The organism is Spirochaetia bacterium 38H-sp, assembly GCA_039023545.1.
GTDB classification, from domain to species: Bacteria; Spirochaetota; Spirochaetia; order Winmispirales; family Winmispiraceae; genus Rarispira; species Rarispira pelagica.
Map to the genome: position 1 here is coordinate 65,211 of JBCHKQ010000005.1, position 21,969 is coordinate 87,179.

The window sequence follows — 21,969 nt, forward strand, 5'->3', positions numbered from 1 at the left end:
GCTGCCCTTGGCAAAGAAAATCAAAGCTACCAAAATAAGATAAAAGGACACAGAAAAATCAGAATAGAGCATTACCTATAAAGTGCATAACAACACCAAAAAATGCAGCTATACCCATAACAAAAGGAGGAGACAATCTCAACTTCCTTATAAGGAAAAAACTTATAAAAAAAACAATAACCGCAGGCACATAAAAAGCATTCCCTCCTATCTCTACAGACAGCTCAGCCCCTGTTGATAAAAACGCCCCTTTTACAAGAAGGAAAACAGCATAGAGAATAAGACCAAGAACAACAGGCCTTAGGAAATAAAACACATGCTCTTTTATGGGGTGTTTCTCCGCCCTTGATATAAGCTCTGCAAATATCATAATCAACAATACAGACGGACTTACTACCCCGAGAGTAGCAACAACAGCACCCAAAATCCCAGCAACCCTATAGCCTGTAAATGTTGCAAGATTTATCGCTATTGGTCCAGGCGTCATCTGAGAGATAGCTATTATATCAGAGAAAGTCCCAACATCGACCCAATTGTTTTTAAGCAACTCATGAGAAGCAAGCGAGATTATAGTATACCCTCCACCAAAACCCATTATCCCTATTTTAAAAAACGACACAAAAAGTCTTGCAACCAACATCATCCGTTTCTCCCGGATATTTTATCTACAAGATAACAGACAAGCCCAATAAAAATCGCAGTAAGAAGCACAAAAGCAGGCTCCACATCAAAAAACAATATTAAAACAAAACTTGTAAAAACAAGCAAAAACGACAAAAACGTTTTTTTTATATCCTTCAAAAGGGACAGAAACACAGAAAAAACAAGCGCCCCAACCGCAGCCCTAACAGCAACAAAAGCAGCCCCTACTGTCTCATTATCAGAAAAATTATATACAAACGCAGAAAAAACAAGAATTACAAAAAAAGCAGGAAGAATAACACCAGAAAGAGCTGCTAAAAGTCCTGCCAGGCCCCTCAGCCTGTAAGAAATAATCCCCACTGTATTTATAGCTACAGGTCCCGGAATAGTCTGAGCAATAGTTACTATATCAGAGAAAGCAGAATAATCCAGCCATTTTTTCTTATCACAAACCTCGTATCTGATTATAGGAATCATAGCATAACCACCACCAAAAGCTACTGCGCCTATTTTTAAAAAAGTGCCAAGAAGCTCTATCTCAGATATGGATTTATTTTCCAATGGCCTCTCCAAAAGCATGTTTTATATATCCTGCCAACGATACTATCTGCTTTTCTCTTGCAATAAGAAATCTTCTGACAGCAGGACAGAGATACGAATCTCTATAAGCATAGCATATACCACCACAGAGATAAAAGACCTCGCATTTATTACAAAAGCCCTTATCACCTGCAAAACTCATGAAGGCACTAAGAGTATTGGAGTTTAAAATAGAAAAAAGATCAGTATCCCACAAATTACCCAATTTCCACTCGGCAGTACAAAAAAAATCGCAAGGATAGACATCTCCGTTTTTTTCTATGACAGGAGTAATAATGCATTTCCCTCCCGCAGCACAGGAATACACCGTTTTTCCCAGTGCCCTGGACAATACAGCATCAAACCATCTTATACTGATACGATTATCGCTCATAATATCGGATACGTACAAATCCCATAAAGAGTGGAGAAAAAAAGCATATTCATCAGCTGTTATTTTTGTGGTAAAAGGTAAAGGTGGAATAAACTGAAACCAGCGAAGTCTCATTTTTTTCAGTGCTTCATACACCTTCTTTATATTTATTGAAATCAAATCATCTACTACTGTAAGACAGTTTACACACAATCCTTCTTTTTGAAACAAAGATATATTTTTCTTTACAATATCATAAGAACCACTTCCATTATGGAACCTTCTATTTCTATCATGCAAAAGTTTTAATCCATCAATAGAAACACCTACAAGAACTCTATTCTGTTTGAATAATTTTAACAAATCATAATCCAGGATTGTAGCATTAGTCTGTATACTATAAACGCAATCAATACCGGAGTAATCCATAATAGAAAAAAACTGTCTATAAAACTCATGCCCAGCAATCAGAGGCTCTCCTCCATGAAATCCTATCGCAATCTTTTTTACACCTGCACTCTTAAACTGAGAAGCAAGAAGCTCAACAGTATCAACCAGCATAACACTATCCGTCGTCTTTACGTTATCAGAATGCACACCTTTATAGTAGCAATACTGACAAGAAAGATTACACAGCGAAGAAACAGGCTTTAGCATAACCGTTATCATAGCTTATTATTAAATCGTTTTCTATAAAAAATCAATATATTACAAAATTATCAATAAAACAAATATTTACAAAAAATAAATACCAATATATATTATAGAAAACGGTTTATTATGGAGGCAAAATGAAACGACCCAATATCCTTATTATAAACACAGACCAGCAAAGGTGGGATGCGCTGGGAATCAACAACCCCAATTACATAACACCAAATCTGGATAATCTAGCAAAAGAATCATATATGTTTGACATGTGTTTTGTACAAAATCCATTATGTATGCCAAGCAGAGCAAGTGTTTGGACAGGAAAATATCCTTCTTCTCTTGGAATATTGGATATGGCTATACCTCTTCCAGAAGATCAAATAAATATTGCGCATATATTTAATATTTACGGATACGATACATCATATTTTGGTAAGATGCATTTTATACCACATGCCAACCGTGATCACAGGGAGTTGCATCCATCTTATGGTTTTTCTCACTTGGAAATAAGTGACGAGCCGGGTGCATATGAAGATGATTATTATTATTGGGCAGTATCAAAAGAAAAAAATATAAGAGACAGAATAAATCCAGGCATGCCACCGGCTGCCTTTGATTGGTACAGACTGATGGGCAAAAAATCAATAAACAGTCCGTATTTTCCGGATGTTCCTCGTGATGATTTTCTAAAAACATGGATAAGTAAAATCCCAAAAGAGCTCAGTCACAGTTCTTTTGTTGCAGACAAAACATCAGTAAAGATTACTTCCTCATCTTCTCCTTGGCTTATCATGGCAGGCTTTTTTGCTCCTCACGCTCCAATGATTGCGTCAAAAGACTTTCTTAATTTATATGATGCAACATCTATACAGCTTCCCCAATATACTAAGGAAGAATTAGACAGGCTAAGAAATGCAAATATTTCTATGGACACAGTAAAAGAGCTTATTCTGGGTTACAGAGCAATGGTATCAGAGGTTGATTATAATGTCGGCAAAATTATCAAGTCGCTTAAGGATTCTGGGGAATATGAGAATACTATAATTGTATTTACTTCCGATCACGGAGAATGGCTCGGCGATTGCGGGCGTTTTAGTAAGGGGTATCCTGCAGACGACGCTGTAAGTCGAGTTCCTCTTCTTATAAGAATTCCAGAATCCGTATCGGATGTATGCAAACCCGGCAGAGGAATACGAATAAAGGATATATGCGAAGGTGTTGATATATTGCCGACTGTCCTGGAACTTGCAGGTATAAAGCGCCCCCCTCATCTGGATGGTAAGAGTATATGTAATCTCATAAATGGAGATAGACATAAAGATTTTGCTCTTACAGAGCATAGAGGCTGGAAAACCATACGCACAGAGGAGTACAGATATCTTATAAAAGATGATGGTAAAGAGTTCTTATGGGACGCCAATAATGATGTGTATTGCCGTAATAATCTGGCAGATTATCCTTCCTATAAAGATGTGCTCTCAAACATGCGTCTGTTATTGCTGGAGTTTCTTGTAAAGAGGGACAGAGGTAAAGATCCCGTGTGGCCTTATTAGATTCTTTGCTCTGTTTTTATGCGCCTGCAGGCAGGCATAATGTGCGCTTGTTTTCTTTATATTGTAATCTTTGTTGTTTGCGCGCATTATGCCGTTCGGCTTGTTTTATCCTTTTCTATTTTTCCATTGTGTTGTATATTATGTCAAATTATAGAGGTGTTTATGGCAAGAAAAGAGATTAAGGCATGGTCAGTAAGCGACTGTGATGAATATTACGGTATAAGCAGATGGGGTGAGGGGTTTTTCTCCCCGGGAAAGAATGGCGAGATTGAGGTGTCTCTTTCTTATGGCGAGCATAAGCAGAAGGTTAGTTTGTACGAGCTTGCGCAGAAGATTGTAAAAGGCGGGCTTTCTTTTCCCGTGCTTGTACGTTTTAGAGATATTTTGCGTTCCAGGATTGCAGCTCTTAATAACGCCTTTGCAAGGGCTATCAAGCAGAGTGGCTACAGGGGGGTCTACAGGGGGGTTTTCCCCATCAAGGTTAATCAGCAGCAGCAGGTGTTGGAGGATATCACGGAGATGGGGCTGCCTTATCATTATGGGCTTGAGGCTGGCAGCAAGGCAGAGCTTATTATTGCTCTGTCTTATGTCAAAGACAGAGAGAGTTTTATCATATGTAATGGCTACAAGGACAGCGAGTTTATTGACCTTGCTCTTTACGGGCGTAAGCTGGGTTACAAGGTGGTAATTGTTGTAGAGAGGCTTTCTGAGATTGATACTATTGTTGAGCGTTCTAAGGAGCTGGATATTGAGCCGCTTATCGGACTGCGGGTAAAGTTGTCCTCCAGTGTACCCGGTAAGTGGTCAGAGAGTGCCGGAGACCAGTCCATATTTGGATTGACGGCTCATCAGATTGTATCTGCCGTGGAGAAGCTCAAAGCAGCAGGTATGCTGCAGCATCTTAAGCTGCTCCATTATCATTTCGGCTCGCAGGTACCGGATATAAGGCACATAAGGGGTGCGGTAAAAGAGGCAGTACGTTACTATGTTTCTCTGTGCAGAGAAGGCGCTCCCATGGGTATTATAGATGTCGGTGGCGGTCTTGCCGTTGATTATGACGGTTCTCAGACCAATTTTCACTCCAGCAGAAACTATGACCTTGCAGAGTATGCAACGGATATCGTAGAAGAAGTCAAGGAGCTTTTGGATGCAGAAGGCTTAGAGCATCCTACTATTATAAGCGAGTCCGGGCGCTTTGTAATTGCGCATTCCAGTGTTCTGCTTTTTAACGTGCTTGACTCCAGCAGCCTTACTGTCCCACCAGAGAGCCTTAGTATACAGGAGGATGCATCCACGGAGCTGCGAGACCTTGTAGAAATTTATAATAATATAACTGTCAAGAACGTACAGGAAGCATTCCACGATGTGATATATTACCGTGATTTGATGCGCTCCAAGTTCCTTATGGGGGATGTCAATCTGAGGGAGCGCGGGCTTGCAGAACTTTATTTCTGGAACAGCATAGAAAAAATAGTCCGGCTGGCAAAACAGAGAAAGTACATACCAGAAGAAATAGAAGACGCAGAAGCAGCCCTTGCTCACATATACTACGGGAATTTCAGCGTATTCCAGTCCCTACCGGACTCCTGGGCAATAGACCAGCTCTTTCCGGTTGTCCCGATACACAAACTTGACCAGAAACCGGAAATCCCCGCAATAATCGCAGACACAACATGTGACTCCGACGGAAAGATAGACAAATTTATAGACATATATGATACAAAACCCTATTTGCTGCTACACAAGCTGCAAGATGACGAGGACTACATACTGGGCATATTCCTGGTAGGCGCATATCAGGAAACACTGGGAGACCTGCACAACCTGTTTGGCGACCCTCACATAGTCAGCATAGGCCTTGACGAAGACGGAGAAATATCCTTTATGGGAGAAGTAGAAGGAGACACTGTAGAAGACATACTAACCTATGTAGAATACATCCCCAAAAACATCCTGCAAAAACTCAGAAAAAAAATAGAAGCAGCACTAAAAAGACAGGAAATAGACCTCGTAGAAAAAAAGCAAATAGCACAAGCCTTTGAGGAAGGACTAAGAGGCTATACATATTTCGAATAAACACATTATACCGAACGCCGGCCTGCAAGCAGGCCGGCTTTTTTTAAAATACAGCAAAGAGATTCTGCAAAAAAGAACAAAAAACCCGATTAAATTTGAAAACAACACACACAAAAACCTATAATTAAATCAATGAGTACAGAAGCAAAAAACACACATCTCATTAGCAAAATCTCCACAAAAGAAGTAAAAGAACTATTGGAAAGAACATGCAAAAAAAGTGGAGCAGAGAACGCCTCCTTTATGCGTATAGAAGAAGACACAATAGCAGAAAGCATACACAGTAGCAAAAATAATAACATAATCGCAATGCTCAAAACATCGGGAATATATGCTGACATATGGCTGCAGGAAATAAGGAAAAATCCGGATAGAAACATCAAGATAATGGACGGAAGTATACTTCTAATCCCACTGACAGAACAAAAGAAACTTGCTGCAGTACTAGCTCTTGCAAACCCAAAAACAGATTTAAACAAAGACGACATATTTAATATACTGGAGAACAAGCCGGAGGAAAATCTGTTCTGTCAGGAAAACAGCCCAGAATATATAAAAGCACTCACAGACCACCTTATAACCCCTAAGAGCGGCATACTGATTTATAACAAAGAGAAATCCACAGTGGACTACATCATGCCCGGAGAAGATAATAAGGACCTCTCATCCGTTACATTAGAAAGCTTTCTTGCAAAAATAACAACAGAATCAAGAAAAACAGCAGAAGACATACTGATAAGAAAAAGAACTTTTACAGAAGAAGAAATAACAATAGTTACAGATTACGGCAAAAAAAAATTCCTTCTCATACCCATAAGAAGAAATAATAAACAGGACATATTAATACTTATTGATATTCATGCAGACAGGATGTTTACACGCTCTATGAGCGAACAATCCAGACTGCTGGGCATAATAATGGACTCTCTTACAGATTACATAGTAGTAGTGGATAAAGAATCGAGAATACTGTATGCCAATAGCGCCTTTGAAAGCTGGATCTATCTTATGGAGAAAAAACCTCTCCCCAGCCTCATAGGCAAGACTCTTCCAGAGATATCAAAAACAATAGCAAACAAAGTAGAACCCTTAATAACAGAAGCACAGAAACTAGGCAGTCAAATACAGAGAGAAATAGCCTGGCACATGAGTCTGCAGGAACTTGTGGTTGAAGCAACCGTCTTTCCCATACACCAACAGTATGAAGCCGCACAATGGTTTATCATATTCCACAACATAAGCAACAGGAAGAAAACAGAGCGGCTTATAATGCAGCAGAGACAGTTTTATCAGCAGGTTCTGGAGGCAACACCCATAGGCGTATACACTCTTGATCCCTTAAACGACTTTCTCATAACACTATGGAATAAGTCCATGGAAGAAATAAGCGGTATAATAAGAGCACAAACCCTAGGCTTAAAAGAAGAGCAGGTATTTCCCCAAGAATATTTTGCAGAAACCGCAGTACTTAACCAGGAAATAATATCAACCAAAAAAGAAGCAGAAATAGAAGAACTAGAAATAAGTTTTCCGGACAAAACAGATTCTGTAATTATAAATATCAGAAAGATACCAATACTTACACCACTGGGAGACGTAGACCACATACTAGTCCTTGTAGACGACATAACAGAACAAAAGAAATTGGATAGAGAACTCGCAAAATACAGAGAACATCTGGAAGAAGAAGTAAAAAGAAAAAGTGCGGAACTCACACGCGTTGCAACCGAGATGGAAGCTATCCTTAGGAGTACAGAAAGCGTTGCAATATGTTCCATGGATACGGACTTAAACATACAAATATTTAACCCAACAATGGAAAGACTAAGCAAAATGTACTTTAAGAGACAGCCTCAGAGAGGAAAAAATCTCCTAGACATATTCCCCATAAGGAAGATAAGAACAGCAGCAGAAAAATACCTTATACGGGCATTAAAAGGCTCTACAATAACAACACGGTTTTCCTTCTCCAGAAAAGCCCTCATGCCCATAGAAATGGAAGTTGTAGTCTCGCCCAAGCTGGACAAAGAGAAAAATATAATAGGTGCAACAATAATCGCTCTGGATATAACCCAGCGTGCAACAATGGAAAAGCAGTTGCGGCTGTTTAAAGCTATATCAGAATCCGCGCCATATGGAACCATCATTGTCGACTCCTCTTTTAGAATAATATACGCCAACCCGTATACCGCAAAAATACACGGCATGGAAATTGGTGAGATAATGGGACAGAATCTATCTGTTTTGCATACAGAAGAACAATTCTATAAGTTAAAGGAAGAGCTAAAGAAATCGGAAGAAACAGGAATAATGCCCGCGCAAGAAATATGGCATAAGTACAAAAACGGTATAGACTTTCCTATGCTCACAACAGCAACATTTATAAAGAACGACATGGGTATGACAAATTATATAGGAATTATTTCCATAGACATGAGCATACAAAAAGAAGCAGAAAAGAAACTCCTCATGGCAAAAACACAGGCAGAGCAGGCAGCAAGAGCTAAGAGTGAATTCTTGGCTACCATGAGCCATGAGATACGCACGCCGCTAAATGCTATTCTTGGTTTTACAGATTTATTGTATAACATTGCAGAAGATGAAAGAGAACTCACATATCTTGAAGCAATAAAAAACAGCGGCAAAAATTTGCTTCTTCTTATCAATGACATATTGGATCTTTCCAAGATAGAAGCAGGTAAAATGCAATTATCGTACACCATGGTAAATATGATAGACTTTATAAACGAGATTGCCTCCATATTTACAAATGCAGCCCAACAAAAAAACATTGATTTGATAAAAGAATACAATGAAGACATCCCCCCATCCATAGAAATCGATGAGCTCCGACTAAGACAGGTGATATTTAACCTAGTAGGTAATGCCATAAAATTTACAGACAAAGGTCATATAAAAATTTCTCTTCACTGCAAAAACAAGACAGATAATACAGTGGATATACATATAAAAGTAGAAGACACAGGCATAGGCATAAAAGAAGAAGAGCAAAAAGCAATATTTGAAACATTTCATCAGAGCGAAGGACAGGATAATAGGAAATATGGAGGCACAGGTCTTGGCCTATCCATATCAAAACGACTCATAGAAATGATGGGGGGAAAAATCAGCCTTAAGAGTAAGTACGGAGAAGGTTCATGTTTCTCTGTAGAAATACCTGGGCTTAAATATTCTACAAAAAAAGTGGAGAAAGAAATAATATCCAACACTGGCATACCCGATCTCAAAGGAAAAAAAGTGCTAATAGTGGACGATAAGGAACTCAACAGAAATCTTCTTGTAGAATATCTTGAACCTACAAAAGCATCCTGTATCTTGGCAGATGACGGTACAACAGCTCTGGAGGAGGTCAGAAAAAACCCGCCAGACATAATACTAATGGACATAAGAATGCCATCAATGAGCGGAGACGAGTTTATAAAAGAATATTACAAAGACGAAAAAAACCGACAAGTTCCAATCCTGGCTCTTACAGCATCCATATTAAAAGAAAGACATCAATATTTTAAGACACTGGGATTTAGAGAAGTTATAACAAAACCAGTTAGTAGAGAAATACTCTACAGGATGATTGCAAAATACCTGGGAATAGATACAACAACACAGGAAAAACAGAAAAAAAGAAAATCTACAGTAGAAAAGCTACCAGACTCTTTATCTGATGAAGAACTTGCAATAAAAGATGAAATAAAAAAAGCTTATCATGATACAATAAAAGAACTAGCAGAAATTGCACAAGATACAGGTCTTACAAGCGATATGAAGAAGCTCGCCGATACTGCAATAGAATACGGAGAAAATCTACCATGCAAATATTACAAAATATGGGGAAAAATGATGCACACGGCAATAGACAGCTTTAACATACCAGGAATAAAAGAGCTGATAAATAAGATAGAAAACTTTATAAATAGCATAAATTAGGAGGGCAAACATGACAACAGAAAACACAAGAAAAAAAATTCTTATTGTAGACGATACACCAGCCAACATACAACTTCTTGGAAGCATATTGCAGGACAAATATGTTGTATCCTTTGCAGAAAGCGGTAAAGAGGCTCTTGCAAGATTGGAGAAAACTGACTTTGACCTTATTCTTTTGGATATTATGATGCCGGAGATGGACGGTTTTGAAGTCTGCAAGAGAGTAAGGAGCAATCCAAAAACAAAAAAAATCCCCATAATTTTTCTATCTGCGAAGACAGACAGAGAAAGTGTTATGGAGGGACTTGAGCTGGGGGGACAGGACTATATAGCCAAGCCATACGATGCAAGAGAGCTCATCAAGAGAGTAGAAACACAGCTTAGAATCAGAGAACAGGAAAAATTGATAGAAGAATCACAAAAAAAAGACAAATCAGAAAAACTTGATACAAGGACAATAAACAATCTTGAGTTTTCCAACAGAAAAATGTTCTATGAGAAACTCATGTTTCTAACAATTTATGAAAATATTAAGCAGCGCTTTAGGATGATAAAGGACAGAGAGCTTTTCCTCCAAAACGATCCGACAATAGCACTTGCACAGATGGAAAAAATATTCCTGGTCACAAAAAACTATCTTGTAAATAACAAGGAAGTCCTGGCAAAGAATATTCCAGAAGCAACCAAGGAGATTTTTTCTGCTTTTTCAAAGGCTGAGCTACAAAAAGATATTGTCCTGATAAGAGAAGTCTTAAAACACCACAGCACAATAAGCAACGGACTATTCTTTATCAAGGAATATTTCTCAATGTTAAAAGACCATGTTACACACACAGACATGGATCCGACTAATCTATCGGAAGAGATAGAAATGGCAATAGAAGAAATAGTCCCAATACTTCCGGCTACAATAGACATAAGCATAACAATATCACCGATAGAAGAAAAAACAACCATAGATAGAAACCATTTGTTTTTGGCTCTTGCTCACAATCTTCTCTTATCCGCAGACAGCATTATATCCTCTTCCGAAGAAGGTAAAATAATGGTAAAAGCCTATCTCCATGGCGGAGTTGTCTTTATAGAGATAACAGATACAGGAAAAGGCCTTGATGCAGAATCAAGGAAATCCATAATAAGAGCCTTTGATGAGCAGGCTCTGGATACTGGGATAGAAGCCATGGGACTTGCAACAATCAAGCAAATACTGGTAAATAATTATCAGGGCGCTCTTGTCATAGAACAAGAGGGAGAGGGAACAAAAACAACTATACAAATACCTATGGAAAATATAAAGGAGAAATAAGATGGGTGACATAGATTGGAAGTGGGTAGGAATAAGCATTATAATATTTTTTATAGCTCAGATAATCTTTAGTATTGCTTTTTCTATTTTGGGTATTATGACATTGGGAATAGGCTTTCTGCTTTTTCTGATACTCAAGCCAGTAGTTTATTATGCTGGAGGGCTTATAACAGGATACATATCACCTGGTATAACAATAAAAGAGCCTGCTATAGGAGCCTTTATCATAGCTGTGCTTGGTATCATACTTGACTCCAGACACTTTGGCATAGGAAGACTTATTCTCTCTGCATTATCAGGAGGACTTGCTTTTTTCCTGGCTTTGGTAGGCGCAAGCACTGGCGAGAAAATGCAGGATATTGCAGACGATGACTATTGAGACAAACCGGGTAAAATACACTATAAGATAATACCTTAGCAAGAGTCTATCTAGCCCTTCTCCTGCAAGGATTTTTGTCTGTCCCTTATGGCAGCCGCCATGGTAAGAAGTCCTATTCTAAAGGCAGTAACCCTGTTTCTTCCATTTTTCTTGGACTCATAGAGCGCAGTATCCGCCTCTTCTATAAACCTCTCCGATGAGACATTTCTCCTGTAGTAATTGCATGTGGATACGCCAAGGCTTATGGTAACCTTGAGAAGCTGTCCCCCAAACATGACATCCATAGCCTCTACTGTCTTTCTTATACGCTCGGCAACCTTTATGGCATCCTCTCGAGAACACTTGGGTAGAAGAATAACAAACTCCTCTCCTCCGTAGCGTGCAGCCACATCACCTGTCCTGAGACAGGTTTTTACAGCCCTTGCAAGAGAAATAAGCACTTCATCTCCAGCAAGATGTCCATAACGGTCGTTAAAGAGTTTAAAGTGGTCAACATCCATCATTATCAGGCTAAGATTATTTCCATACCGTCTTACACCGTACAACTCCTCTTCCAATCGGCGTTTGAAGAAAGAATTATTGTAAAGCCCTGTCTTAAAATCTATGATAGAAGAACGATAGTGAATATTATTCTGTAAACTTATGGACACAAAGCTGACAAGCTTTGCAATATAACTCAGCTCGTGCTGAGTATACTCATCTCCAAGAACCTTTTCGCCAAAAACGATTAATCCGTATACTCCTCCCATACCTATAACAGGCACAAGTATAGACGCACGCACTTTTTTGAGAGGCTCCACAAGAGACTTATCGTTCACATTGAGAGAAAACAGAGAAAAAGCAACAGAAGAACTGTATTCCTCAAAGAAATGCTTATAACCTTCTATAGAATCCATAGTAAAAGGCGGTTCTACCTGCTTGAGCCTCTGATAACAACGTATGACAATATCTCCATTGAGTCCTGCTTCCTGTAGAATGACCGTAAGATAACTCGGAATAAACTTCTCATTGAGGATTCTTACGACAAGATTGAGCACATCATCTATGGAAGACTTACTGAGAATCTCCACTGCATTGGAGATAATATCTTCAAGGTCATTGACCTGATTTCTGTAAGACTCCAGCTGATCATATATTCCAATCTTTTTTAACAAGTCATAATACTTTAAAAGAGAAAGCTCATCACTCTGCTGCACAGAATTTGCATTTTCAAACTCATCCAGTATGCCGGATAAATCGGACATCACAACTCCTCTATTTTGCATATCATAATATGCCCTTAACATATAGTTTTATCAAGTAAACATAGAAAGTCCAGTAAAAATCAAAACAAGTCCAATAAAAACCGTTTTATACCGAACAGCTTACCCGCAGCCTGCATAACAAAAAATAACAAAGCTGCGGTTAAGCCTGCCTACGGCAAATAAAAGATGAAGCAGACAAAATCTCTATGCTTTTCTCCTGCCAGGAGGCAGCTCAGCCCGACTAGCGGGCTGAGCGTTTCGGGATAAAATAGCCTTTTATCTATATTTTTTTATAGACTATTTACTTTACGGATATTATTTATTATTATTTTAGTAAACAAAATTCCAGGAGGGACTATGGCAGACACAAGGATTTTGGTTTTTGATGCCAAGCCGTATGATATAGAGTTTTTTGAAAAGCTCAATAAGAACTATGGCTTTTTTATAAAATTTATTCCTGACAGATTGACAGAGGACAATGCAGTCCTGGCAAATGGCTATGATGTTGTAAGTCTCTTTGTAAACGATTATGTTACGCCACAGGTAGCTGACATTTTTTATAAAAACGGGGTAAAGCTGATCGCTCTGCGTTCTGCAGGATACAACAATGTTGACTTGGATGCTGTGTACGGTAGACTCCATGTTGTAAGGGTGCCTGCATACTCTCCGCATGCTATTGCAGAGCATACTGTCGCATTGCTTCTTGCCCTCAACAGAAAAATCCATAGAGCGTATTGGAGAACGCGTGATTTTAACTTTAGCCTGCACGGACTTATGGGTTTTGACTTGCACGGTAAGACAGCAGGCATAATTGGCACAGGTAAAATAGGTAGGATTGTTGCAGAAATCTTGGGCAAAGGATTTGGTATGAGGGTACTTGTCTCAGACCCTTACCCTCAGACGGAATGGGCAGAGAATAACGGTTTTAGTTATGTTGAGCTTGAGAAGTTGTACAAAGAATCGGATGTGATATCGCTGCACTGTCCGCTTACGGAAAACACGCGACATATTATCAACAAAGACAGTCTGGCGCTGACCAAGCCTGGAGTGATTATACTCAACACAGGCCGTGGTCAGCTTATATCCACACGTGATCTTATAGCAGCGCTCAAAAACGGCCATATAGGTGCTGCCGGACTCGATGTGTATGAGGAAGAAACGGATTATTTCTTTGAAGACCACTCTGACAGCTATATACAGGACGACGTGCTTGCAAGGCTAATGACCTTTCCCAATGTGCTGGTAACCAGCCATCAGGCTTTTTTCACACGTGAAGCTGTTACCAACATTGTGGAAACAACGATGGAAAATATCAGGGCCTTTGCAGAGGGTAAAGCCCTTGATAACGAAATATGCTACAAATGCGACCGGCAGAATTGTAGAAAAAAAGAGGTTGGAAGGTGCTGGTAAAAATATCTCAAGCCTTACCTGTTGTATAAGGTAAGGCTTGTGGCAAAACAGACTTGATTAACTGTTTTTGACCATTATGCATCAGACACTCTTTCCAGTCTTCTGTTTCTTACATAGAGAGCAGAATCTATTGCAATCATAATCCAATTGAGACAGTAAAGAATAATTACCGCATCCATGGAGTAAAAAAGCTTGTGCAATATACCTGCCGTATAGCCTGCAAGAAGGACGACCAAAAACACGGGATTTTTTCCGCGTGTAGAACGAGAAACTATGGAAGTATAGATAGAAAAAGGCCATGCAGAACCAAAACAAAGTAGCATCAAAACTTCAAAGGGACTCATAAATCCTCCGTCATATTGTTTTGCACCATGCTAGGTGACGTTTACAGGGTCAATATCTATCTCAAGGAACAATCCGGAAGTAAGTTCAAAACCTGATAGAACCTTCTTAAGCACAGCGTGCATTATAGAGCTGTTTTTTGCACGCAGAAAAAGATGATATCTGTAATTACCTGCTATCATCTCCATAGGACAGGTAGAAGGTCCCAGAAGCTCTACTCCGGCAGGTAGATTTTTCCTCAAAACATCTGCAAGTTTATAAATTTCCGACTTTACACGAGATTCTTTTTTACCGCGAACCAGGACTCGTATTAGTCTAGAAAAAGGCGGGAAATTGGTCTCTTCTCTAAGCTTTAACTCACGTAGATAGAATCCTTCCAGGTCGTTTTTTTTTGCATACGCAATTGCAGGATGGTTGGCAAGATAGGTCTGAATAATAACCTTTCCGTCGGGTAAAAAGCGTCCAGCCCTCCCTGCAACCTGCATAAGAAGAGAAAAAACCCTCTCCGAAGCCCTAAAATCGGGTATGTGCAGACCTGTATCAGCGAGAACAACCCCCACAAGTCCAAGTTTTTTAAAGTTAAGCCCCTTAGCTATCATCTGTGTTCCTATGAGAACATCCACTTCCCCTCTATGCATCTCATCTATAACCTTGTCCACATAGCCACTTTTTGCAGCGGTATCGGTATCAAGCCTCCTTATCCTATAAAAAGGGAAACGTCTTGACAGCTCTTTCTCCATCTGCTCTGTTCCTGGTCCGCCATATCTCACATTTACACTGTTACACTTAGGGCACACATCTATAGGTCTTGTCCTGTATCCGCAATAGTGACAGATCATTATATTATGAGCCTCATGATAAGTAAGAGGGACAGAACAGTGCCTACATATCATCTCATATCCACAGGAAAGACACTGTATATAATGAGCGAACCCCCTTCTATTTAAGAATAAGATGGTCTGTCTGCCTTCCTTATGTGTCCGCTCTATTTCTTCTAAGAGAGGGGCAGACAAAGGGCCCGGAAACTCCTTGAGATGAATCACTCTCATCTCTGGCTCGGCACCACCTCCTACCCTACTGGTAAGCGCATAGAAAGGGAGTTTACCATCCCGCATCATTCTATAGGCCTCAAAAGAAGGAGTGGCACTACCCATAATAAGTCTTGCACCTTCCTTTCTTGCTCTCCACATAGCAACCTGTCTGGCATGATAACGGGGAGTAGAACCGGACTTGTAAGATGATTCGTGTTCTTCGTCCAATATAATAAGAGACAAATTCTTAAGTGGTGCAAAAACAGCGCTTCTTGCACCTATAACAAGCCTGGCTTCACCAGAAAGAATCCTCTTCCATTCATTAAGCCTCTGTCCTGCAGAAAGTCTAGAATGAAGAATAGCAACACCAGTTATATCCAAGAACCTGTTTCTCATGCTTTCAACAATCTGAGATGTAAGAGAAATCTCCGGCACAAGATAGAGAACGGAGCCATTTTCTTCTTTTAAGAGTCTTTCCGCAATGCTAAGATAAACCTCTGTCTTGCCAGAGCCAGTTATCCCATATAAATAAAACAGGTAAGAATCGGATGAATAAAAAGTCTCAATCGCTTCTTTTTGTTCCTCCGTAAGCTCATGTTTTACATAGCTTGATGGTTCTTCGTAAGGCACAGGATTCTCTCTCTGTGTTTTGCCAAGGGGTACCATCATAGCAAGAGCTTCCCCTAGACTACACATATAATAAGAACTCACCCACTTTGCCATATCAAAGAAAGCCCCGTCTCTAGAAAACAGTGGCTCACTATCCAGTACCTTTTCTACATCTTTTATACGACTATCAGGAATATCATACGGAAGAGTCTCTGTCATACCTATAACATATCCGGTTAGAACTCTCCTTTTGAGAGATGCTCTTACCCGTACACCAACCTGACAACCATCTATCGCACGATAAAAAAAAGAATTATTATGAGGAATATTAAAAACAACCTCTGCAAACATATTACTCAACCCTTAAGCTGCTTGTTGAGAATCATTTTAAGAAGCTTAAGATCCTCCCATACGGGACGCTTGAGAGTTTGATTGCGCAAAACAGCACTGGGATGAAAAGTAGGAACAAGGGGAATGCCATCATATTTATATATTTTGCCCCTTATTTTTGTTATTCCTTCCTCTGAACCAGTAAGCACAGATGTCGCAAAACGCCCCAAAGTAAGTATAACAACCGGCTTTAACAAACTTATCTGAGCTTTAAGATATGGTATGCATGCCTCTATCTCATCTGGAAGAGGGTCTCTGTTGTTGGGTGGTCTGCATTTTACAACATTGAGGATATTGACATCCTTTTTTCTCTCAAGACCTATGGCAGCGAGCCACTTATCCAGATATTTACCGGCTTTTCCGACAAAAGGCTCCCCCATTCTATCTTCATCTGCTCCAGGGGCTTCCCCTACAACAAGAACAGGAAGCCCTTTTATAGCTATGCCAGGCACAGCCTGTATCCTGCCAGAAGCAAGTCTACACTTTTTGCACTCAAGTATATCACTGGTAATAATATCCACGGATACAGTACCTTCACTTATATCATGGGCAGAATTTCTACTAGATACTTCTTCTCCATTATCCGAGGCTGTCACAGAATGCTCGGAATATATTACTTTCTCTACAGGAAGAGGCGGGTGTTCCTTTCTCCAACCTCCATCAGCAATATCCTGGATACACCAGGCAATATCCCATAACTCAGATTTTATATTCTTTTCCATAATATACCCTGTGAAGAAACAATCCCTGAGGCGGAGCAGTATCTGCGGCAAGGCTTCTGTCCCTTGCAAGCAGAATCTCCTTCATCATATCAGGATGAGCCTGTTTTTTTGCAAGCTCAAGCATCGTACCAACAAGGCATCTTACCATTTTCCATAAAAAAGAAGAACCTATTATCTTGTAAACCAGCAAAGAACCCTCTGTATACCAGAAAGAAGAAAAAATATGCCTTATCCTGCTGGGACTCTGATCACTGGGAGCAGCAAAGCTGGTAAAATCATTCTCACCTATTATTCTCATGGCATATGCGTTGAGCAAATCAAGAGATGGAACCCATGGTATCCACAAGGAGAAACGCCTCATATGAGGATAGGGGACAGAAGAAGGAAAAACATAGAATCTGTATTCTCTGGCAGTGGCACTATACCGTGCATGAAAGTTTTCATCCACACAATCAGCACTAACAGCCCGTACATCCCTTGGTAAAAAAGAATTGCATGCAACAGCTATCTTTTCCACAGGAATAGAATCAATATCCGTTATAAAGTTGATACACTGCCCCGTGGCATGTACACCTGCATCAGTCCTGCCGGCGGCATGTATATGTACAGGATGTTTATGCATCTTTGCAAGAGCCTTTTCCACAACCTCCTGAACTGTTCTTCCCATTGGCTGTCTTTGCCATCCATCAAAATCAGTACCATCATAAGCAAGCACAAGCTTTATGTTTCTCATTGCAGCTAATCTCCCTCCACACCCATTTCTTTAAGCTCCGCTCTCATTGCATCATATATATCCCGAGCATTATCAAGAAGCACCTGGGGTTTATTCTTGGATGCTCTGCCCATACCAAATATCCTAGCAACAATCTGCTTAGCCTTTTTAAGCGATGCTATTCTTTGCTCTTTATTTTCTCTTGGGCCATATCGGTAATCAAGAATACCAGCAAGATAAAGAACACCGTCATAACCATAGTTTTTGTCAAGATCCGGACCCATGTTTTTTTGTCTAGAGAAAACCTCCTTTGCCTTCTGTTCCAACTCTACAGCACGGAGATACAAAAAGCGCGCCTTCCTGTAGAGATGTCTTGCAAGAAGATTCCAAGACTCATCACCGGTGACAGTCTGCAAATCAAGACTAAGCCAGGCAGCCCGCAGAGCAGAAAGACCCATCTTAAACGTAGGAGCAAAATCCTTGTCAAAGTGCTCGTAACACATCATGGCAAGTATATAGCTAGCAATACCTTCTTCCAGTCTGCGATTATCTACAAAAGAAAGATCAGGAAAAAGAGATTCCATATATTTTTTTCTTTCCGATATCTGAGCTGACAAAACAGGCAAAGCAGAGTCAGAAGGCCTTAAAAAATCATCGGGATAAGCAGCATAAAGACAAGAAGGGCATACAGTAATAGGATATATTAGAGGATATACGGCACCATACTTCTTGGATGGCTCATACAGACGACGCAACTCCATAGTAAGAGGACCGGCTATTAGCCTTCCCCTACCAGAAAGAAGATCTTCACGGAAAAACTCTGTATCACAAACAGGACAAGTAGTGGACTTCTTGGAAAAAAAAGTAATACGCCTCTGGTTATCAGAAAAATCACCCATATCAATCCCCTTCTATAACAACTACAGCAAGAGCATTATCCCTCTCGTGAGTAAGCGACACATGAACAAAGCGCCCTCCAATAGCTTCAAAAACAGCCCGTGCAGTACCATACAAGACAATATGAGGCCTGCCTTTATCATCATTTTTTACCTCAATATCCCGCAGAGCAAGCCCTCTTAGACCCGTACCAAGAGCCTTTGCAAAAGCCTCCTTTGCAGCAAACCTTGCAGCCAAAGAACCCGCAGGATTCTCTTTTTTTTTCAGTAAGGCTTCAACTTCATAAGGATGAAAAAATCTTGCTAGAAGAGAAAGATTATCCAGCCAGTGAGAAATCCTGTCTATTCTGACAACATCGAGTCCCACACCAAGAATCATCTGACTGCTCCTTCCTCTCCTACAGCGCCTGTTATAAAAACAGAAACCCTTCTTGGCTTATAATCAAGCACAGCAATTCCTTCTGGCGCTTTTGGTATAACAGGAAGCTCATAGAAACCTGCAGCAGAAACAGAAGAACAATCCACAATAAGCTGCAAATCACTGGCAATAAGCCCCTCTATACGAGTCCTATTGCCCTGGACAAGAATATAACCCTTCTCCACCTCACTTCCTACAGAAAGCTCAGGGAGAAGGTCAAGAAAAACCACATCCAAATTGGAGAACTCTCTTTCCTCCACAAGTTCCCTTATATTGACAATAAGATCTACGACATTACCTCCCGGTACTACAACACCAGGTGCAGGGATGACCAGCCTTACCTTGGAAACAATATCACTCTTCTTACCAGACAAATCTATCTGCTCTGTAGAAATGCTATCTATGCCACCAAGGACGTCAGAAGGACCTTCCACTAACACATAAGAAGGAGAAACAGTATATCCTACCTGAGTATAACCAGGTGCAGGAACACCGGAAAAGCGTGGAATAACCTCCAAAGTCTTGGAAAGCTTCTCCGCAAGCTCCAATCTTACAGAAGAAGGTTCCAGAATATACTCCACATTGGCATTGGTAGCAGAACTACTCCTTATAAGCTGTAAAGCAACAGTATGCTCCCCAGGTACTCTGATAGCAGTAAAATCGGCATACACAGAGAGGTCTTCCGGAATAACAGAATATATCTCATCGCTCTCTCCCCTAAGGGTGAGTCTTACTTTCTCTGGAAGAGGATTTCTGGATATAAGATTATCTGGCATTTTGACCTCTATCGGAACTGAGAGGAAACGCTCCTCTATGGAACCAAGCCTATGGATAAAGAACAAGGTAACAGCTATAAGAATAGAAACAATAAGCGCAGGGAAACGCCCTCTTATCCCTTCTATACTATTTTTCATCCAAAATCTTCTCCGATATTTGAGGCTGCTTGCTCTTCTTAAACAAAGAAGAAACAATATGTGCTATCTCATCACGCCCCGTATTATAAATAAAACTGGAAGAATAAACCACAGATAAAGCCCCTGTCTCCTCAGAGACAACTAGCACAATAGCATCCGTCTGCTCAGCAAGCCCCAAAGCCGCCCTGTGTCGTGCACCAAAACTCTTCTTGATACCAGGATCATCAGAAAGAGGAAGATAACAGGAAGCAGCAACAATCCTTCCGTTATCCACTATAACAGCACCATCGTGCAAAGGCGTATCATGACCGAATATGGTAACAAGCAAAGTGGAAGAAAGCTCAGCATCAAGTCTGATTCCAGTATCAAGGATATTCTTTAGATTCATATTCCTCGCCAAAACAATAAGAGCACCCCTGCGAGCATCGGATAAAAGTTCCATAGCATTGAGAATAGCTTCCAGCTCAACCGCCTTTGCAGCAGACCTAAAACCAAGACCCTGTCCAAGCTGTGTAAAAATCTTACGCAATTCCGGCTGGAAAACAACAAAAACACCAACAACAACCCCCGGAGCAATAAACCCCAAAATCCACTTGAGAGTAGGCAAATTAAGTAAAAAGGCTACGGCATAGACAAAAGCGACAAGCAGAAGCCCCTTTAGAACAGTGAGAGAATTGGTAGCAACAAGAAACTCATACACCTTGAATATAAGAAAAGAAAGAGCTGCAATATCCAAAAGAGGAACAAGAATGTTCTGCCATATATAACTCAGACCTTCCAACACGTCCCCCCGCCAGAAGCCCCCTTTATCGCCTCGCGCATAAAAAGCAAATCCCTTGTCTCTGCAACATCATGCACACGCAATATAGCAACCCCACAATCTGCAGCATGATAATGACAAGCCAGCGTGCCAGCCAGTCTGTCCTCCACATCCCTGCCAACAGTAAAACCTATAAAACTCTTCCTGGATAATCCAATAAGAACAGGATAACCGGACTTTACAAAAACATCCGCATTACGCAACAACGCAATATTATCCTCCACCCGCTTGCCAAAACCAAAACCCGGATCAATTATAATCTTGCTTCTGTCTATTCCACAGGAAACCGCATACTCTGCCCTCTTCAAAAGATAAAAAAGAACCTGAGCTACGGCATTATCATAGTAAGGATTATTCTGCATATCTTTGGGCGTTCCCTTCTTATGCATAAGCACAACAGGCACACCCCTCTGTGCAACAAGAGCGGCCAAAGCTTCATCATCCTCCAGGGCAGAAACATCATTTATCACATCAGCCCCCGCATCCAGCGCAGCCCTAGCCACCTCCGCTTTCCTGGTATCTACAGATATAGGTACATCCGAACGCTTTCTAATCTCCTCCACAACAGGCACAACCCTCTCAAGCTCCTCATCCATCCTGACATAATCGCTTCCAGGCCTAGTAGACTCCCCCCCAACATCTATGATATCCGCACCCTGCTCAACCATAGCCAGAGCCCTTTCCGCAGCATCAATCCCCAGAGCCCTGCTACCCGCAAAAAAGGAATCAGGCGTAACATTAACAATCCCCATAATGAGAGGACTTTTGGAATAAGAAAGCCTTTTACCAGAAGCAAGTTCTATGTACGACATATAACGAGTATACCAAAGCTAATAAAAAATACCAGTACCTTTTTACCTTTATACCGAACGGAAAAAGGCTCGCCTATTCTTGTCATACAAAGTAGAAAAAAACACGCCTTTTTCCTGCCTACGGCAAAAAAAATAAATCAGA

The 21,969-nt window shown here is 40.4% G+C and carries 19 protein-coding genes; 6 read left to right on the forward strand and 13 right to left on the reverse strand.

Annotation, left to right across the window (positions count from 1 at the left end; translation table 11 throughout):
- Nucleotides 1–58 precede the first annotated feature (58 nt).
- The 3 genes from WKV44_09480 to WKV44_09490 are packed head-to-tail and all read right to left on the reverse strand — an operon-like array spanning nt 59 to nt 2,263.
- Entirely contained in the window at nt 59–643 is a 585-nt protein-coding gene (locus WKV44_09480) for a chromate transporter (GenBank protein MEM5948768.1), read from the reverse strand.
- The gene (locus WKV44_09485) at nt 640–1,203 is read right to left on the reverse strand and encodes a chromate transporter (protein ID MEM5948769.1); all 564 of its coding nucleotides are present in this window, start codon (nt 1,201–1,203) and stop codon (nt 640–642) included. Before WKV44_09485 ends, WKV44_09480 begins: the two co-directional genes overlap by 4 nt.
- Complete coding sequence (locus WKV44_09490) at nt 1,193–2,263, reverse strand: radical SAM protein (GenBank protein MEM5948770.1); 1,071 nt, start codon at nt 2,261–2,263, stop codon at nt 1,193–1,195. The genes WKV44_09485 and WKV44_09490 overlap by 11 nt, the downstream gene beginning before the upstream one ends.
- 122 nt (nt 2,264–2,385) lie before the next feature.
- Here WKV44_09490 and WKV44_09495 point away from each other — a divergent pair, with 122 nt between their 5' ends.
- The 5 genes from WKV44_09495 (at nt 2,386) to WKV44_09515 (ending at nt 11,507) form a co-directional block, all read left to right on the forward strand.
- Entirely contained in the window at nt 2,386–3,801 is a 1,416-nt protein-coding gene (locus WKV44_09495) for a sulfatase-like hydrolase/transferase (protein MEM5948771.1), read from the forward strand.
- 162 nt (nt 3,802–3,963) lie between these two features.
- Nucleotides 3,964–5,877, forward strand: a complete 1,914-nt coding sequence (gene speA / locus WKV44_09500) for a biosynthetic arginine decarboxylase (protein MEM5948772.1) — start codon at nt 3,964–3,966, stop codon at nt 5,875–5,877.
- A 132-nt stretch (nt 5,878–6,009) separates the two neighbouring features.
- Nucleotides 6,010–9,822, forward strand: coding sequence for a PAS domain S-box protein (locus WKV44_09505; protein MEM5948773.1), 3,813 nt, complete (start codon nt 6,010–6,012; stop codon nt 9,820–9,822).
- 10 nt (nt 9,823–9,832) lie between these two features.
- Nucleotides 9,833–11,128 (forward strand): response regulator, encoded by a 1,296-nt coding sequence (locus WKV44_09510; protein MEM5948774.1) that lies wholly within the window; start codon nt 9,833–9,835, stop codon nt 11,126–11,128.
- Between the two features lies 1 nt (nt 11,129).
- A complete protein-coding gene (locus tag WKV44_09515; protein ID MEM5948775.1) occupies nt 11,130–11,507 on the forward strand; it encodes a hypothetical protein in 378 nt (125 codons plus the stop codon).
- A 50-nt stretch (nt 11,508–11,557) separates the two neighbouring features.
- Here WKV44_09515 and WKV44_09520 read toward each other — a convergent pair whose 3' ends face one another.
- Nucleotides 11,558–12,772 (reverse strand): sensor domain-containing diguanylate cyclase, encoded by a 1,215-nt coding sequence (locus WKV44_09520; GenBank protein MEM5948776.1) that lies wholly within the window; start codon nt 12,770–12,772, stop codon nt 11,558–11,560.
- Nucleotides 12,773–13,108: 336 nt separating this feature from the next.
- On the opposite strand from WKV44_09520, the gene WKV44_09525 reads away from it, so the two are divergent.
- Complete coding sequence (locus WKV44_09525) at nt 13,109–14,161, forward strand: 2-hydroxyacid dehydrogenase (protein MEM5948777.1); 1,053 nt, start codon at nt 13,109–13,111, stop codon at nt 14,159–14,161.
- 74 nt (nt 14,162–14,235) lie between these two features.
- On the opposite strand, the gene WKV44_09530 is transcribed toward WKV44_09525, so the two are convergent.
- The 9 genes from WKV44_09530 to folP are packed head-to-tail and all read right to left on the reverse strand — an operon-like array spanning nt 14,236 to nt 21,827.
- A complete protein-coding gene (locus WKV44_09530; GenBank protein MEM5948778.1) occupies nt 14,236–14,505 on the reverse strand; it encodes a hypothetical protein in 270 nt (89 codons plus the stop codon).
- A gap of 30 nt (nt 14,506–14,535) precedes the next feature.
- On the reverse strand, nt 14,536–16,494 hold the full coding sequence (gene priA, locus WKV44_09535) for a primosomal protein N' (GenBank protein ID MEM5948779.1): 1,959 nt from the start codon (nt 16,492–16,494) through the stop codon (nt 14,536–14,538).
- A gap of 5 nt (nt 16,495–16,499) precedes the next feature.
- On the reverse strand, nt 16,500–17,255 hold the full coding sequence (locus tag WKV44_09540) for a uracil-DNA glycosylase (protein ID MEM5948780.1): 756 nt from the start codon (nt 17,253–17,255) through the stop codon (nt 16,500–16,502).
- On the reverse strand, nt 17,233–17,988 hold the full coding sequence (truA, locus tag WKV44_09545; protein ID MEM5948781.1) for a tRNA pseudouridine(38-40) synthase TruA: 756 nt from the start codon (nt 17,986–17,988) through the stop codon (nt 17,233–17,235). Before truA ends, WKV44_09540 begins: the two co-directional genes overlap by 23 nt.
- Nucleotides 17,989–17,993: 5 nt before the next feature.
- Entirely contained in the window at nt 17,994–18,866 is an 873-nt protein-coding gene (locus WKV44_09550) for a DUF2225 domain-containing protein (GenBank protein ID MEM5948782.1), read from the reverse strand.
- 1 nt (nt 18,867) lies between these two features.
- Nucleotides 18,868–19,242, reverse strand: coding sequence for a holo-ACP synthase (locus WKV44_09555; GenBank protein ID MEM5948783.1), 375 nt, complete (start codon nt 19,240–19,242; stop codon nt 18,868–18,870).
- Nucleotides 19,239–20,195: a CdaR family protein gene (locus WKV44_09560; protein ID MEM5948784.1), complete on the reverse strand. Its 957-nt coding sequence runs from the start codon at nt 20,193–20,195 to the stop codon at nt 19,239–19,241. The genes WKV44_09555 and WKV44_09560 overlap by 4 nt, the downstream gene beginning before the upstream one ends.
- Nucleotides 20,185–20,979 (reverse strand): diadenylate cyclase CdaA, encoded by a 795-nt coding sequence (gene cdaA / locus WKV44_09565; protein MEM5948785.1) that lies wholly within the window; start codon nt 20,977–20,979, stop codon nt 20,185–20,187. The genes WKV44_09560 and cdaA overlap by 11 nt, the downstream gene beginning before the upstream one ends.
- Nucleotides 20,964–21,827: a dihydropteroate synthase gene (gene folP / locus WKV44_09570; GenBank protein ID MEM5948786.1), complete on the reverse strand. Its 864-nt coding sequence runs from the start codon at nt 21,825–21,827 to the stop codon at nt 20,964–20,966. Before folP ends, cdaA begins: the two co-directional genes overlap by 16 nt.
- Nucleotides 21,828–21,969 lie beyond the last annotated feature (142 nt).